Source organism: Acinetobacter bereziniae LMG 1003 = CIP 70.12 (assembly GCF_000368925.1).
GTDB lineage: Bacteria > Pseudomonadota > Gammaproteobacteria > Pseudomonadales > Moraxellaceae > Acinetobacter > Acinetobacter bereziniae.
In genome coordinates, this window is the sequence record NZ_KB849756.1 from 2,044,278 (window position 1) to 2,061,668 (window position 17,391).

Annotated in this window: 13 protein-coding genes; 10 read left to right on the forward strand and 3 right to left on the reverse strand. The window is 39.3% G+C overall.

From position 1 onward, the window contains the following. The first annotated feature begins 4 nt into the window (after positions 1-4). The 5 genes from F938_RS19415 to F938_RS19435 all read left to right on the forward strand — a co-directional run bounded on the left by F938_RS19415 (position 5) and on the right by F938_RS19435 (position 8,030). The gene (locus tag F938_RS19415) at positions 5-1,645 is read left to right on the forward strand and encodes a GMC family oxidoreductase (protein WP_005034461.1); all 1,641 of its coding nucleotides are present in this window, start codon (positions 5-7) and stop codon (positions 1,643-1,645) included. Continuing rightward, positions 1,617-2,795, forward strand: a complete 1,179-nt coding sequence (locus F938_RS19420; RefSeq protein WP_005034462.1) for a dihydrodipicolinate synthase family protein — start codon at positions 1,617-1,619, stop codon at positions 2,793-2,795. Before F938_RS19415 ends, F938_RS19420 begins: the two co-directional genes overlap by 29 nt. A gap of 56 nt (positions 2,796-2,851) precedes the next feature. Next, positions 2,852-4,087: a sugar MFS transporter gene (locus tag F938_RS19425; protein ID WP_005034465.1), complete on the forward strand. Its 1,236-nt coding sequence runs from the start codon at positions 2,852-2,854 to the stop codon at positions 4,085-4,087. 28 nt (positions 4,088-4,115) lie between these two features. Further along, positions 4,116-6,806, forward strand: a complete 2,691-nt coding sequence (ppc, locus tag F938_RS19430) for a phosphoenolpyruvate carboxylase (RefSeq protein WP_005034467.1) — start codon at positions 4,116-4,118, stop codon at positions 6,804-6,806. Between the two features lie 81 nt (positions 6,807-6,887). Next, on the forward strand, positions 6,888-8,030 hold the full coding sequence (locus tag F938_RS19435) for a glycerate kinase (protein ID WP_005034470.1): 1,143 nt from the start codon (positions 6,888-6,890) through the stop codon (positions 8,028-8,030). Positions 8,031-8,094: 64 nt separating this feature from the next. Here the strand turns inward: F938_RS19435 and F938_RS19440 are convergent, their stop codons facing one another. Continuing rightward, complete coding sequence (locus tag F938_RS19440; RefSeq protein WP_004825576.1) at positions 8,095-8,967, reverse strand: AraC family transcriptional regulator; 873 nt, start codon at positions 8,965-8,967, stop codon at positions 8,095-8,097. Positions 8,968-9,090: 123 nt separating this feature from the next. Here F938_RS19440 and F938_RS19445 point away from each other — a divergent pair, with 123 nt between their 5' ends. From F938_RS19445 to F938_RS19460, 4 genes are all read left to right on the forward strand, one after another. After that, positions 9,091-10,371 carry a sugar MFS transporter gene (locus F938_RS19445; RefSeq protein ID WP_005034473.1) on the forward strand — a complete coding sequence of 427 codons (1,281 nt, stop codon included), beginning with the start codon at positions 9,091-9,093 and terminating at the stop codon, positions 10,369-10,371. Between the two features lie 2 nt (positions 10,372-10,373). After that, a complete protein-coding gene (locus F938_RS19450; RefSeq protein WP_005034475.1) occupies positions 10,374-11,381 on the forward strand; it encodes a Gfo/Idh/MocA family protein in 1,008 nt (335 codons plus the stop codon). Then, positions 11,372-12,883 (forward strand): GMC oxidoreductase, encoded by a 1,512-nt coding sequence (locus F938_RS19455; protein WP_005034478.1) that lies wholly within the window; start codon positions 11,372-11,374, stop codon positions 12,881-12,883. Before F938_RS19450 ends, F938_RS19455 begins: the two co-directional genes overlap by 10 nt. A gap of 153 nt (positions 12,884-13,036) precedes the next feature. After that, positions 13,037-13,546, forward strand: coding sequence for a GNAT family N-acetyltransferase (locus F938_RS19460; protein ID WP_005034480.1), 510 nt, complete (start codon positions 13,037-13,039; stop codon positions 13,544-13,546). Positions 13,547-13,608: 62 nt separating this feature from the next. Here the strand turns inward: F938_RS19460 and F938_RS19465 are convergent, their stop codons facing one another. Continuing rightward, positions 13,609-14,379, reverse strand: coding sequence for a TorF family putative porin (locus tag F938_RS19465; RefSeq protein WP_005034483.1), 771 nt, complete (start codon positions 14,377-14,379; stop codon positions 13,609-13,611). Between the two features lie 498 nt (positions 14,380-14,877). Then, on the reverse strand, positions 14,878-15,648 hold the full coding sequence (locus F938_RS19475) for a TorF family putative porin (RefSeq protein WP_005034486.1): 771 nt from the start codon (positions 15,646-15,648) through the stop codon (positions 14,878-14,880). Between the two features lie 309 nt (positions 15,649-15,957). Here F938_RS19475 and F938_RS19480 point away from each other — a divergent pair, with 309 nt between their 5' ends. Further along, positions 15,958-17,259, forward strand: coding sequence for an OprD family outer membrane porin (locus F938_RS19480; RefSeq protein ID WP_005034487.1), 1,302 nt, complete (start codon positions 15,958-15,960; stop codon positions 17,257-17,259). The last annotated feature ends 132 nt before the right edge of the window (positions 17,260-17,391 follow it).

Sequence of the window (17,391 nt, forward strand, 5' to 3'; positions counted from 1 at the left end):
TACCATGAAATATGATTATATTATTGTAGGCGGTGGCTCAGCGGGATGTGTGTTAGCCAATCGTCTTAGTGAAGACCCATCTATAAACGTTCTGCTCTTGGAAGCAGGGGGTGAAGATAAACATCCGCTTTATAGTATGCCTGCTGGTTTTGCAAAAATGACCAAAGGTCGTGGGTCATGGGGCTGGAGTACAGTTCCTCAGAAGCACCTGAACAATAGAGTTTTACGTTTTACTCAAGGCAAAGTCATTGGTGGCGGTTCATCGGTCAATGCGCAAATATATACACGTGGCGCAGCGGCTGACTATGATGAATGGGCAACGGAATGTGGTGCAAAAGGTTGGTCTTATGCCGATGTTCTACCTTATTTTAAACGCGCAGAAAACAATGAACGCTTTGCCAATCGCTACCACGCTTATGGTGGACCTTTAGGGGTTTCCAATCCAGTAAGCCCTTTGCCTATTTGTGAAGCTTTCTTTCAAGCGGGTCAAGAGTTAGGTATTCCTTTTAATCCCGATTTTAACGGTGAAAAGCAAGAAGGTTTAGGTCATTACCAACTGACTCAGTTACATGCAAAACGATCGTCAACCTCAACAGCCTATCTTCGTCCTGTACAGCATCGGAGTAATTTAACCGTACTTTTAGATGCATTTACCCAACGCATCATACTGTCAGATAAAAGAGCCATAGCAGTAGAAGTGATTCATCCAGAAGCAGCTAAATCTGGTATGTATTATGCGGAAAGGGAAATTATTATCAGTAGTGGCGCGATAGGCTCACCGAAATTATTGATGCAATCGGGTATTGGACCCGCCGATCACCTACGTGATGTAGGCATTGAGCTAAAACATCATTTGTCAGGGGTTGGTGCGAATTTCCAAGATCATTTAGACCTATTTGTAATCGCCGAATGTACAGGCAATCATACCTATGATGCCTATTCCTCACCATTTTTAGCAGCTTGGGCAGGTTTGCAATATCTGTTACTCAAAAAAGGACCAGTTGCATCCAGCCTTTTTGAAACAGGCGGTTTTTGGTATGCCGACGAAACAGCACGCTCTCCCGATATTCAACTTCATTTAGGTTTGGGTTCTGGAATTGAATCAGGGGTTGAGCATATGACCAATCCGGGAGTGACGCTTAACTCTGCTCTCTTGAGACCTCGCTCTCGAGGCACTGTTAGGCTTGCGAATGCCAACCCATCTAGTGCACCTCTTATTGACCCTAATTATTGGGCAGATCCTTATGACAGAGAAATGTCAATGAAAGGACTACGTTTGGCACGAGAAATACTCAGTCAACCAGCACTCAAACGCTTTGTTCTAGAAGAAAAACTTCCTGGAAATTCTAAAGTCACAGATCAACAGTTGTTTGAATATGCCTGTGCAAATGCAAAAACAGATCATCACCCTGTTGGGACATGCCGAATCGGAAATGGGAATGATGCTGTGGTTTCAAGTGATCTGAAAGTCCATGGTATTGATGGTTTAAGAATCGTGGATGCATCTGTCATGCCACGGGTTCCAAGCTGTAACACCAATGCACCAACCATCATGATTGCTGAAAAAGCGGCTGATCTCATTTTAGGAAAAACATTGCACATCACGGATAAAGCTCATGAAAATACGATTGCCTTCACTGAATGAAAAAATGCTTGAACTGTATACATTGAAATATGCACAGTCCCCTTTTGCATCACCTGCCAAAGGGACCATGAATCGGATTGTCTACGCTGCTGCACATGTCGTCGTGCAACCGATGAAGTCTGGAAATCCTTGGAATGAGACGCTCTCAATCGATTGGGATAAAACATTGGCATTTCGTGAATATTTATGGCGTTTAGGCTTTAGAGTTGCGGAAGCTATGGATACCGCCCAACGTGGGATGGGGTTGAGCTGGGAAGAATCTGCTGAGCTGATTACTCGCAGTGCAGCACATGCAAAAACAATTCCTGGAGCAATGCTCAGCTGTGGCGTGGGTACAGATCAATTAAACTTTAATGCTGAAACCACCATAGATGATGTTCTTCAAGCATATAGAGCTCAATTTGAAGTTGTAAATCGGGCGGGTGTCAGTGCAATTTTAATGGCGAGTCGAGCTTTGTGTGCAACTGCAAAAAGTGCTACAGACTATCGCAAGGTATATTCAACATTACTACAAGAAGCCAAAGACAAAGTAATTTTACATTGGCTTGGTGAAGCTTTTGACCCAAGTCTACATGGCTATTGGGGCAGTACGGATATTCCCACAGCGATGGACACTGTTTTATCCATCATCGAAGCAAATATCAACAAAGTAGATGGCATCAAGATTTCCCTCTTGGAGGCAAAATGGGAAATTGAACTACGTCGTCGTTTACCTCAAGGTGTAAAGCTTTATACAGGAGATGATTTTAATTTTGGTGAATTAATCGCAGGAGATGGTGAGCGTTTTTCGCATGCCTTACTTGGAATTTTTGATCCAATCGCACCTGTTGCTGCTCATGCACTGGTCGCCTTAGCAAACGGTGATCTCCAACACTACCAAGAAATTATCCAGCCAACCGTACAACTTTCCAGAGAAATTTTCTGTGCGCCTACGCGCTATTACAAAGCAGGCATTGTGTTTTTGGCTTGGCTAAATGGTCACCAAGATCACTTCAGCATGTTAGGAGGAATGCAATCTGCACGAAGCATGCCCCATTACTGCACAATTTTTCGTTTAGCAGATCAAGCTGGAGCACTGATCAAGCCAGATTTAGCCATTCAGCGCATGAAACAATTTTTAGCGGTCTATGGTGGCATCGAAGCCGAATAGACATTTTTAAGAGGAGTAGAAACTCCTCCTTTTCCCTCAAAAATAGGAAAATACACATGGACGTAAATAACAATACCATGATCAATAGCCCAGTTAGCTATCCAAAGTCTGCCACGAGGATTGCATTTATATTAATCACCAGCCTGTTTTTCATGTGGGGATTATCACATGGCTTACTGGATGTTTTAAACAAACACTTTCAAGACTCATTGCATGTGACCAAAGCCCAGTCAGGGTTTGTTCAAGCTGCCTATTATGGCGCGTATTTTCTAATCGCACTTCCGATTGGCTTATTTATGGAACGTTTTGGATATAAAGCAGGTATCCAAGTTGGCTTAGGTCTATTTGCATTAGGTGCATTGCTGTTTATTCCTGCCACAAATGCTGCCGTATTCGGTATGTTCCTCTTCGCACTGTTTATACTGGCTTGTGGTTTGGGTTGCTTAGAAACTGCTGCAAATCTTTATGCTTCTATATTAGGCGAACCTGAACATGCGGAAAGACGTTTGAATTTCGCACAATCTTTTAACGGATTAGGGGTCTTTATTGGTCCCTTAATTGGTGGCGCTTTATTCTTCGCACCTTCAATTTCCTTAGGACAACTTTCACTTAATCCCGTCATGTTCACTTATGTTTGTTTAGCATTTGTGGTGGTCATTATGATGATCATTTTTGCAAAAACACCTCTTCCTGAAGTACAAGTAAGCAAACAACTCACTGACCAGCACAATCAAGCTCGCTCTATTTGGTCATTCCCGAATTTTACAGGTGCACTCGTTGCACAGTTTGCATGGATTGCAGCCCATGTCGGTATTTGTTCGTTCTTTATCAATTTTGCAATTGATCATTGGGCTGGGCTTAGTCCTCAAAAAGCGTCCTTTTTACTCTCAGTTGGCTTGATTGTATTTATGATTGGGCGCTTTGTAAGCACATTTTTCATGCGTTTTTTCGCTCCAGTCAGCATGTTGATTAGCTATGCGGTGATCAATGTCATTTTATGTGCAGTGGTTGTTTCAGGTTTGTCTGTTGTGTCTATTTATGCCCTGATTCTTTCCTTCTTCTTTTCCTCAATTATGTATCCCACTATCTTTGCAATGGGGGTAAAAAACTTAGGCTCACATACCAAAAAAGCCGGTTCATTTTTAGTCATGACCTTAGTTGGAGGAGCGATTTCCCCCTATTTCATGGGTTTAATTGCAGACCTAAAAAACATTCAATTGGCTTTTATCATTCCAACCTTTTGCTTTGCAGCGATCGGGGTATATGCATGGCTTCAAAACAAAGCGCAATGAGTTTCGACCGAACACTGGACAGTAAAATATGATTCAACAAATTGACAGCGCTTTACGTGAAGATGTTCGGCTTTTAGGGAATCTCTTAGGAGAAACCCTAAAAAATCATGAAGATCAAAACTTATTCAACTTGGTTGAGCAAATACGCACTTTATCTAAAGCGACTTTGGATGGTCAAACTGATGCTGAACAACAACTTGAATACCTTTTCTTAAACTTAAAAGATCAGGAAATTTTGCCACTAACGCGCGCTTTTTCGTATTTTTTAAACTTTGCTAATATTGCAGAACAATATCATGTTGTTCGGCAAAGGCGGCAAAGTGAACTCAATGAACAAGCGCAATCGCCAAATCCACTGGTGCCATTATTTGAGAAGTTTAAACAACAACACATCACATCAACGCAATTATTCGAACAAATCTGTCAATTAAATATTGAATTGGTGTTAACGGCGCATCCGACAGAAGTCAGTCGCCGTACCTTGATTCAGAAATATGACAAAATCAATGATTGCCTATCCAAGTTGGATCAACAACAACTCACAGCTCGTGAACATCACATGATCATGCAGGATCTCAGGCAGTTAATCTGTTCTGCTTGGGAAACTGACGAAATTCGCCAAAATCGACCTACCCCTATTGATGAAGCAAAATGGGGCTTCACCACCATTGAACAAACCTTATGGAATGCTGTACCCAAATTTATTCGTGAGTTAGACGATCTTGTTTTTAAGAATTGCGACCTACACCTACCATGCACTGTTTGTCCAATTCGCTTTGCCTCATGGATGGGGGGAGACAGAGATGGCAATCCAAATGTGAACCATCAGATCACTCAAGAAGTGCTTTGGTTATCTCGTTGGCAAGCCGCTAGTCTCTATCTTAAAGATCTTGAGGATCTTCGCTGGGAACTCTCCCTTCAAGCCTGTTCACCAGAATTGAAAGAAGCTCTCGGTGATGCTCATCCTGAACCATATCGAGAGTATTTACGTCATATACGTGAAAAACTAAAAACAACACTGCATTGGTTAAGCCTGAAATTACAAGGGATTGAATGTGATGATCAATTAAACGCTGTCATTCAAGATAAAAATGAATTACTTGCACCATTATTACTATGTCACCGCTCTCTCATGGTGTGTCATTTACCTGAGATTGCCAATGGTAAATTGCTAGATTTCATCTATCGCGTAAATTGTTTTGGTATTGAGCTACTCAAACTCGATATTCGCCAAGAATCTGGTCGGCATCGTCAAGCCATTTCGGCAGTCACTGAATATTTAGGCTTGGGAAATTTTGAATCATGGACAGAACAAGCGCGACAAAATTTCTTAATTCGAGAATTACAGAACAAACGTCCGTTGCTACCTAAATATTTAGACAGTTCACCCGATAGTCTAATCGAACATCCTGATGTTAAAGAAGTATTCGCGACCATGCAGATGCTTGCTAGGCAACCTACTGAAAGCTTAGGTGCATATATTATTTCAATGACAGCACATCCAAGTGATGTATTGGCGGTACTTCTTTTACAGAAAGAAGCTGGCATTTTACAACCATTACGGGTTGTTCCTCTATTTGAAACCCTCAAAGACTTAGAGGGTGCAGCAAATACAATGGAAACCCTATTTCAAATAGATTGGTATAAGCAACATATCCAAGCTAAGCATGAAGTGATGATCGGCTACTCAGATTCTGCCAAAGATGCAGGTTTTATGTCTGCAAATTGGGCTCAATATCGTGCCCAAGAACAACTGACCGAAATTGCCAAAACTCACGATATTCAACTCACCCTATTTCATGGGCGAGGAGGATCGATTAGCCGAGGCGGGGCACCTACTTTGCAAGCTTTATTTTCACAACCACCTGGTTCAATTTCTGGATCAATACGAGTAACCGAGCAAGGTGAAATGATTCGATTTAAATTTGGATTAGAGAGTATCGCTTTACAAAATCTTGAAATTTATACCGCAGCAGCTTTGGAAGCCACCCTACTGCCGCCACCGACTCCAAAACAGGAATGGCGAGATTTAATGCACCAAATGACAGATATCTCAGTAAACGCTTATCGTCGAACTGTGAGAGAAAATCCATATTTTGTGCAGTATCTAAGGTCGATTACGCCTGAACTCGAACTACAAATGCTTCCATTAGGTTCACGTCCAGCAAAACGCAAAACCAGTGGTGGCATTGAATCATTGCGTGCCATTCCGTGGGTATTTGCATGGACTCAAATTCGTCTAATGTTACCCGCATGGTTAGGTACAGGTGAAGCCCTCTATCAAATGTTAAAGGAGGGGAAGAAAACCTCAATCGATGAAATGCTGATTCAGTGGCCTTATTTCCAAACCTTGATCGATATGTTGGAAATGGTTCTTGCAAAAGCCGATCGTCATATTGCGCTGTATTATGAATCTCATTTAACAGATGATGAAAATTTAAAAAAATTAGGTCATCAATTACGCCTTCAGTTAGAACAATCGGTCGAAACACTCCTATTTATCAAGGGCGAAGCTAAATTACTGGGTAGTAATACTGTTCTTGACCAATCCATGCAAGTTCGTAACCCCTATCTACTGCCATTACACTTACTCCAAGCTGAATTAATGAAACGGCGACGTGATTACTTAGCCAATGATCATCAAGAAAATACTCCAGTCGATCAAGCTCTGATGGTGAGTATTGCAGGTATTGCTGCGGGATTAAGGAACACTGGATAAATATCGAACAATAAAATGCTTTAGATCAGTAATGCTTAAAAAGTCCGCCTATTCCTTCAAAAATTGGTTTTGAGAATATTTATGAAAGTTATCATTGCTCCAGATTCGTTTAAAGATAGTTTGTCTGCACAGAGTGTCGCCAAAAGCATAGCACTCGGATGGCAAACCATATTCCCAGAAGCAGAAATTCTGATTTGCCCGATGGCAGATGGTGGTGAAGGTTCAATTGAGGCGGTCCTTGATATTTGTAAAGGGGAATGGCGAGAACAATCTGTCCAAGGTCCTTTAGGAAATCCTGTTCTTGCCCGATGGGGTTGGTTAAAAACTGAAAAAATTGCCTTGATTGAAATGGCACAAGCAAGTGGGATTCAATACCTTACACCTACTCAACGTGATGCGTGTATCACCAGTACCTTTGGAACAGGTGAACTGATTGTTGCTGCACTTGATGTTGGTGCTAAAGAAATTATTTTAACCTTGGGTGGCAGTGCTACAAATGATGCTGGCACAGGGCTTTTATCCGCTTTAGGTGCGCGACTTTTAGATAAAAACCACCATCCCATTGCTGCTGGTGGTCTAGCACTTCAACACTTAGCAAAAATTGATTTAACTGACTTCGATCCGCGTATAGCAAAAACAAAATTTGTTTTAGCAGCAGATGTTACTAATCCACTTTGCGGTGAAAATGGTGCATCTTATATTTTTGGACCACAAAAAGGAGCCACACCAGATCAAGTCTTGCAATTAGACCAAGCCCTTGCTCATTTTGCTGATCTTTCTGCGCTCTTATTAGGTCATGATAAACGCAATGAGCAAGGTTCGGGTGCAGCTGGAGGACTTGGCTTTGCTGCTAAAGCTTATTTAAATGCCGAGTTCAGATCTGGTGTTGAAGTCATTGCAGAACTCAATCATCTTTCCAGTAAAATCCAAGGTGCAGATTGGGTCATTACAGGGGAAGGAAAATTTGATGGACAAACATTAAATGGCAAAACGCCATTCGGTGTTGCCCAAATTGCTCAAGCAGCAAACGTACCTGTCATCGTGATTGCAGGGGCTTTGGGTGAAAATTATCAAACGCTTTATGACTATGGTGTAAGTGCAGCATTTTCTTTAACCTCAGGACCGATGAATTTAAATGAGGCATGTATCAATGCAGCAGATTTAATCTATGAAAGAACAATTGATATTGCCCGTTTGATTAAAATGAGTGACATAAAAAAATAATACATCTCAAATGTTATTGATTAAGCCATCTGATGATTCTACAACTCTAAAATCATCAGAAATATTATATAAATTGTTTATTATATTTCAATCTGTATTCGCGTGGAGATATTTTTTTAATACTCTTAAAATGCCGATTAAATAACGCCAAAGAAGAATAACCCACATATTCTGCTATATTGGCTATTGCCATATTCCTCTCTAAAATTAACTCTGCTGCATGATTAATTCTTAAATTAATAATATATTCCATCGGTGATTTTTTTAAAATTTTCTTAAATGAGCGATAGAAAGTTGCCGGGCTCACAAAGCACATCTCAGCTAAATCCTCAATTGATATTTTTTTATGATAATTTTTATCAATGTAGTCCATTACTTCTATAAAATTTTGAATTTTCTTATTGTTCTCAGAACTTATATTTAATTTATTAACATGTGTGATAATCATTTTCTCATCTTGAGAAAGCGTCAAAAGAATCTTTAATAACAATGGTGTCCGTTCAGACCAACCCAGTGCTGGAATGTTATGAAAATGATCAATCACTTTATGCTTAACATCTTCACTAAAGATCACAACATTATTGGACAAGATAAGTAAGTTATTCAGAGATCGCATTTCTGGAAAAATATTGATAACATTTTGAATCCATTCAGTACTAACCCAAATCACGAGAGCAATATAGGGCTGATTGGGGTTAAATTTTCCAAAAGATTGCCAAGTATGAGAAATGTTTGGACCAATCATGACCAGATCGTTTTCATGGTAATTGCTAATATCGCTACCGATATATCGTTTACCATAGCTATTCACTGTCAATGTAAATTCAAACTCTGGATGGTGATGCCACTGAAAAGGTATTCCTTGCTCCATTCTTCGATTTAAAAATGACCAGGATGAATATGGTTTTACTATAACTTTCTCATATTCAGATCTCATTATTATACTCCCTGACATATTGCAACAATAGTATCATTTATTGATAAATTAATATCTATTCAACATTAATTAAAAAAGCCATGCTGATTATTATCATTTTTATATACCACGGAAAGGTATCAAATGAAAAATCAAACGCTATTCAATAATCAAGAGCTCCGACAGAATTCACAAAATAATTATTCATTAAATATAATGGTTTTTGCTTTGTTTTTTCTATTCGGCAGTATTACCAGCCTGAACGATGTTTTAATTCCCAAACTCAAAGAAGTTTTTCAACTGAGCTACATGGAAGCTATGCTCGTTCAATCCGCTTTTTTCTTTGCTTACTTTGTTGCTTCTATTCCTGCAAGTCGATTGATTTATAAATTTGGATATGTTCGTTCTGCCATTATTGGACTTTTTGTTATGGCAATCGGATGTCTAGCCTTCATTCCTGCAACCAAGATTCATATGTTTGCAGCCTTTTTATCTGCCCTGTTTATTCTTGCAGTAGGTGTGACCATTATTCAAGTGGTGACCAATCCCCTGCTCACTCAGTTGGGTAAAGCAGAAACAGTTTCAAGCCGCCTTACACTTGGACACGCTTTCAACTCATTGGGGACGACTATTGCACCTTACTTTGGTGCGATTATCATCTTAGGAAGCATTGCGACTGTCGATACCTCGCAATTGAGCAGTATCGAAATGACTGCATATCTGCAACAGGAGTCTTCTGTCATCAGTCATGCCTATACTGGTATTGCCATCGTCATCGCTATCTTTTGTATTTTACTGGCGCGCTTTCGAAATGATGGTCCTAAAAACCTAAGCTCGTCAGCTCATATAAGTTTAAGCGCCTCACTCAGCTTACTAAAGTCCCCCAGATTTGCTTTAGGTTTTATTTGTCTTTTCTTATATGTCGGTGCTGAATTCACCATCGGCAGTGTTCTGGTGAACTACTTATCTCAAGCCGAGATTATGAATATCTCCGCTGAACATGCTGGCAAACTTGTTGCATTTTACTGGGGTGGTGCAATGATCGCTCGCTTCCTGTGTTCAGCACTAATGAAAATTATTACACCTGCCAAACTACTGGCATTGTTTTCCATCGCAGTCATGGCGCTTTTGTTCACCAGTAGTACTTTACGAGGAAATATTGCAGGAATTGCGATCCTCGCTGTCGGTTTCTTTAACTCCATCATGTTTCCGACCATTTTCTCACTTGCCTCGAAACACTTAAAAGAAAGAGCAGCTGAAGGCTCTGGCATCTTATGTTGTGGCATTGTAGGTGGTGCAATTGTTCCTCCTCTAACAGGTTTAGTTGCAGATATCAGCTCATTGAGTACCAGTCTTTATGTACCGATCATTTGTTACCTCGGTATTTGGGTATTCAGCATATTTTGTTCTCAGCAAGGAGACTAAACATGAACTGGCTATTGGTGGGTGCAAGTAATGTTGCACAGGAATGGATTATTTTGGCGATCAGAGCAGTTGGTGATGAAGTGACTGGTATCGTCAGCAATGATTTGGTACGAGCTCAAGACTTTGCCCGTAAACAAAATATTCAAAAATTTTCTCATGATTTAAAACACGCACTTTATGACAATGAGGTTGACGCTGTTTATATTTCGAGTGCAAATTCGCTTCATGCCGAACAAGCAATGATTGCTTTAAAAGCAAAAAAGCACGTGATGTGTGAAAAGCCGATGGCACTCAGTATCTCAGATGCCCAACAGATGATTGAACAGGCAAAAATCCATCAGGTGGTTTTAGCTGTCAATTATCATCTTCGAAATTCTGCTGTCATACAAAAAATACGTGAACTCATTGCAAACAATTGTATTGGTGAAGTGCAGAACATTCGATTTTGTCATGCTGTCTCTCTGCCGAAGAATTTACAGAGCTGGCGTATCCACACACCTTCAGAAGGTGGCGTTATCCTTGATATTACTGTTCATGACATTGATACACTTCGCTTTTTACTTAACGATGAACCTATCAGCGTAAGTGCTATGGCTCAAACAGGAGTGCTTAGCCCGAATAATGTGCCTGAAACTGTGATGGGTACAATTGAATTTGCGAAAGGTGCATTGGTCAGTTTTTATGATTCTTTTACCGCACAATATTTTCAAACCAGTATCGATATCATTGGTACCAAAGGAAATTTACAGGCATCGAATACATTGACCCAACATGCTATTGGAGAATTACATCTTAACAATGATAAGGGTTGCCAACGTATTCCAATTGAGCACCACAACTTATACGTCAGTTCTTTTCAACAGTTTAAAAATGCCATTCAAAATCGGGGGCGACCTGCTGCAACAGCCTATGATGGTTTACGCTCTTTAGAAATTGCTTTAGCAATACAACAAGCCATTGAAAATAAAAAGCATATCTCGCTTAATTTAGGAGAATCACTATGTTTTTAAATCATCAAACAGATATTCTCATCATAGGGTCTGGTATCGGTGGCTCAACAATGGCAGCAGGTCTTGCCGCAAGTGGTCTGAATATACTTATTCTTGAATGCGGTATTCAACTGCCCGATTCTCCAATCAATGAAGATCAAGATAAGATTTTTACAGAGCAATACTTTAAGCCTAATGAAGAATGGTTGGATAAAGATAAAAAACCTTTTAAACCAGGCAATTATTATTATGTGGGTGGCAACTCCAAATTCTTTGGTGCTGTTCTGGCAAGGTATCGTCAACAAGACTTCTTAGAAATGACACACCAAGGAGGAATCTCTCCAGCATGGCCATTTACCTATCAAACTTTAGAACCGTGGTATGCAAGGGCAGAAGTACTTTTTAAAGTTAGGGGCGATGAACATTTTGATCCTACCGAACCTTACCATTCAACGTCTTATCCATTTAAAGCAATTGAAGATGAACCAGCAATTCGCGCAGTCAAAGACCAACTCAAGGCTCAAGGTCTTCATCCTTATCCCTTACCTTTGGCAATCGATATTGAACAATGGAAACAAACTCGGAAAGTACCTTGGGATGCGCACCCTCATTTTTTTAACGGTAAAATTGATGCAGAAACGGGACCACTGATTCAGGCAATTCAATACAACAATGTGAGATTGCAAACACAGAGCAAGGTGATTCAGTTAAAAACCTCTTCAACAACAAACCATATTGAAGAAGTGATTTTTTCACACAATGGCAAGCTTGAATCCATTCGACCTAAACTGGTGGTGCTCTCAGCAGGTGCTATTCACTCAGCAGCACTATTGCTTCGTTCAAAAAATCAAAGCAATCCAGAGGGTTTATCCAACAGTTCTACTATGGTTGGGCGTAACTTCATGAATCATAATTGTTCAGCAATTATCGGTTTTAATCATCGATATACCAATGATTCACTTTACTCAAAAACTTTTGGCATCAATGACTTTTATTTAAATGATGGTGTTAATGGTTTACCACTCGGCAATATTCAGCTTCTCGGCAAAGTTTCAGGCAAAATTCTGAAATCCAATATCCCATTTATACCCGCTTTTGCTTTGAATTATTTCAGCAAACATAGCATCGACTTTTATGCCATGAGTGAAGATTTGCCCTCCCCACATAATCGAGTTTTTGTTGAAAATGACAAAATTAATTTGGTATGGGAAAGAAATAATTGGAGTGCACATCAGAAGTTAGTGCATAAATTTAGTGCAATTCTGAAAGATTGTGGCTTCTATTGGGTTCTTCAACAACCATTTGATAAAAGAACACCGTCGCATCAATGTGGCACTATTCGTATGGGGCTTGATCCTCGGACTTCACCCCTCAACAGTTTTTGCAGATCTTATGATCATGATAATTTATTTGTGGTTGATGCAAGCTTTTTTCCAAGCTCCGCAGCCGTAAATCCTGCGCTCACCATTGCTGCACAGGCATTAAGAGTTTCTGATCATATTCTGTCTGCATCCTATTTTTAACTCAGGTGATCAAACACTATTTGTCATAAAAATATGAGTAAAATAGTTAAATACTGATTTCAGCAAATTCTAAAAATGTATTTAGGCTAAGCCTTGCCAGTGCAATAAAAGCACTCTTAGAATGAGCTAAATAATAGGTACGATATAATCAAGATGCTAAATTTAACTTTACGCAACGAACAAGCAGATGATATTGAAAGTATTTTCAATATTACACAACAAGCTTTTGAACATGCAGCACATACAGATCACACCGAACACTTCATCGTGAATGCACTCAGGGAAGCAAATCAATTAAGTATTTCGATTGTTGCTGAATTTGAAGGCAAGATCATCGGGCACGTTGCGATTTCACCTGTGGTGATTTCCTCTGGCGAGCCAAACTGGTATGGCTTAGGTCCAGTTTCTGTTGTTCCAGCGTACCAACAACAAGGCGTGGGTAAGGCGTTAATACAAGAGTCCTTACAACAACTCAAACAACTTGGCGCTGCGGGATGTGTAGTCCTTGGCGATCCTGCTTACTACTCAAAATTTGGCTTTAAACCTTATACCCATTTGATCCTTGAAGGTGTCCCTGCTGAATACTTTCAAGCCCTTACCTTTACCCAAGATATTCCACAGGGGAAAGTCAACTATCATGCTGCATTTGGAGCAACCGCTTAACTTTGCTAACTGGATACAAAAAAGGTGACTTAATAAAGTCACCTTTTTTATTTTAATCATACTTAGAATGCTTTGGTTAGCGTAAACACAGCACCTGTTTCAACAGCACGTTTCCCTGAATTAGTAAAACCATCTGTATCAATATTCGTCCCTACAGCAGCAAGTTCCGCAGTAACACCCGGAATTGATTTAACACTGTAGTTAACCCCAACTTTCCAGTCTACATAGTTGTCTTTACCGTCTGGTAATGCTTTTTCATCCATTGTGGTATAACCCACATTGGCAACACCACCAAAACCAGTATCGCCGAATGGTGCAGAATAACCTAGGTTAAAATTCCAGCTATTTCCACCGACCGCAGCCCAGTCATTGGTATAGTTCACGTTTGTTAATAAGCTTCCACCTTTCACAAACACATCTGCAAATATTAATTTTGCGTAAAATTCAGTCCAGTTAAAGTCACTGCTTGCACTTGGGTAGTTATATTCAACCACACCAACATCTAAAGTTGGCTTAAACGTTGGTGAAAGTTCTAATGGTGTTGTAAAACCGATCGATGGGTCTAATTCTAAATGAGGATCTGACTCGCCAAAGTTCACATTGGAACCCCATAGACCAACATATAGACCTGAGGTATGTGATAAAGTGAAGCCTGCTTGTACTGCTGGATCGCTCATTGTTTGCGTCATACCACGAAAGCGATAGTCATTGGTTATGGCAGCACTTCCTGAGAAACTTAAACCTAATTTTGACAGTGCGTTATCTTCCGCCATTGCCATAGTTGCTGTAGACGATAAAACTGCCAATGCTAGTGCTTTAGTTGAGAATTTCATCTTGAGTGCTCCCCCATCATACGATGTTTATTTGTTATGCTAAAATTTGATGAACTCCCTAAGCATTTAGCAATTGCCATGCCAAGAATATTTTTTAATTTTTTATAATTTTGATTAAAACACCCCAAACTATTGATCATAAATAAAATTATTAATTTTTTTTGTTGGATAAAATTTCTTTTTCTGAGTTGTGTACGGATCATTAGATCATTGAACACGAAATGACGATGCTTCATATTTACCTACTTTCAGCATGATTTTGACTGCTGATGAGTATGTAAAACCGTCGCATAAATTTTCTATCATTGATGTGATTCGTGACATAAAAATCTCATAAATATTTTTCAAAGCTTAAATGTCACAACACTGCAACAAAATGTACTATTTTTGATCAAAAACAGATTTTAACTTAAAAAATGCTTAAAAAAAGTGCATGCCCAATCTTAGGTCATGCACTGTGTTAAATTTTTGAGCATAAAAATGGGGCTTGGGTATCAGCTAAAAATTGTAGATCAAGCCAAGTACCATGTGATCATCATAATCTTCTCCAATACGACTCTTGCCACCTACGACGTAATCAAAAGATGCCAACAGCCCAGTATTTGCAATTGACTTACTGACACCTATACGCGCTTCATTGAAGGTAAAATTCTTTTTCGATTGCACAATCTGATTATCGTGCTGAGTATTGTAGAAAGAGCCGCCAAAAGATGTATTAAACACAAATTCATGCGCTAATGGATAACTATAAGCTGCACTTAAATAGACATCACCCGCATTGGCATAAGATGAATCAGCGAGCATTACTGCCGCACCCACTGTTAAATTCTTATAAACAATCTCAGCTAAAATATCTAAATCATCAGTTTTACGATGATCCCCCTGCTCAGCGTAGACCGTTCCACCATGATGGTACACATAGGCTGTGGTTTTAAGGTTGTAGCGCCAATTTTGATCAATTTCCTGTCCATATGACACATAGAAATTATGTTCAAAGCCATGATCTTGTCTGTCATCTGATGGATCATAGCCTAAAGTCGAACCCCAATAGCCTAATGTTATGCCACTTTGATGCGCATAGGCTAAACCGCCTTGCATTGCAAGATCTTGATTTTCCTCACCACCGCGATAGATATACTTAGATACCACTCCTATATTTCCAGAAATTATACTATTTTCAGCAGAATGATCTGTCTGATCCGCAAATACAGAACACGATACAACACAGATAGGCAAAGCCCATAAAATTTGGGAAAAAATTGAATTCATGAAATTAAATAAGTAAGAGGAAAAATTTGCTGAAATTTTACTGTTTTTTTGAATTTTTGGTAAAAATAGTGGCTACAGAACAACCAAATCCATTAAAATAATGGAAATTTCAAACAATTTAATCATATTTAAGCAACTTTAGAATTTTTTTTCATAAAGAAATAAATTAATATTGAGTAGAAAATTACAAAAATGTAATATTTTTAATCAAAGGTCATTCCCTTTTTATAGATTAAATATACAATTCATCCATTATCTGCTCTGAATTCAATCAGTCAGTACCATTTATTCTCGTTCACGAGGCAATTCATGTTGAATGCTCCAAAACTTACTTTAGCTATATTAATTAATGCTGCTTTAATTACACCTACATTTGCTAGCGAACAAAGTGATGCAAAAGGTTTCGTTGAAGATGCCAAAGGTTCTGTATTGTTTCGTACTGGTTACATCCTTCGCGATAAAAAACATGGCATCGAAGACCAAAGTTCATTTGCACAAACTGCAATTGTTGACTTAGATTCAGGTTTCACACAAGGCGTTGTTGGTTTTGGTGTGGGTGTTGTGGGTGACGGTTCTTTTAAAATTGGTGACAACCAACATTCAGGCAACAACATGATCCCTCGTGATGATCAAGGTAATCCTTACCATCACTGGGCTCGTGGTGGTGCAAACGTGAAAGCACGTTTCTCAAACACCACTGTGCGTTATGGTACTCAAGTTTTAGATTTACCTGTATTGGCAAGTAATACCACACGTCTTGTTCCTGAATACTTTACAGGGACTTTATTGACCAGCCGTGAAATTAAGAACTTAGAACTTGTTGCTGGTAAATTTACCAAAGACCAAATGTCTGATCATATCAATACAGACAGTAATCATCTGGATGATGCCATTGTTTGGGGTGCTAAGTACAAGTTTGATGACCAACTCAGTGCATCTTATTATGGTTTAGACTCTAAAAATGCTTTAGAGCGTCATTATATCAATGCAAATTATAAATATCCTCTAGCAAATCAAAGCTCTTTGACGTTTGACTTCAGTGGCTATCACACTAAGTTTGATAAAAATGCCAATACTTACTCGGCAACGGGTCCAGTTAATGCTGACTATGCAGAAACAGGTAAAGCAGGCGTAGAAAAGACCAATAATATTTGGGCGTTGTCTTCAACCTATAATCAAGGTCCACACAGTGTGATGTTGGCTTACCAACAAAACACGGGTGATGTTGGTTATGACTATGGTCAAAATGCCGATGGTTTCCAAAGTGTTTATTTACCAAACTCGTACTTGTCAGACTTTATTGGTAACCATGAAAAATCTGCTCAAGTTCAATATAACTTAGACTTTGGTGGTTATGGTGTTCCTGGATTAAACTGGACGACTGCATTTGTTTATGGTTGGGATATTAAAGTTCGCAATGTGACCGACAATGCTCAAGAACGCGAATTCTTCAACCAAGTGAAATACACTATGCAAAGCGGTTTTGCAAAAGATGCAAGCTTACGTGTTCGCCACTCTTACTACCGTGCAAGCGACGCGTATAACCCTGTTTATATCGGTGATACCAACGAATGGCGTATTTTCCTTGATATTCCTGTGAAATTTTTCTAATTTAAAATAGAAAAACGACCAAAAAAAACCTGCATTTTGAACTGAACCCTATAAGTTGGACACAACTTATAGGGTATTTTTATGAAATACAATTTAAAGTTTAAACAAGCAGTCATTGCTTATTATGCTCAA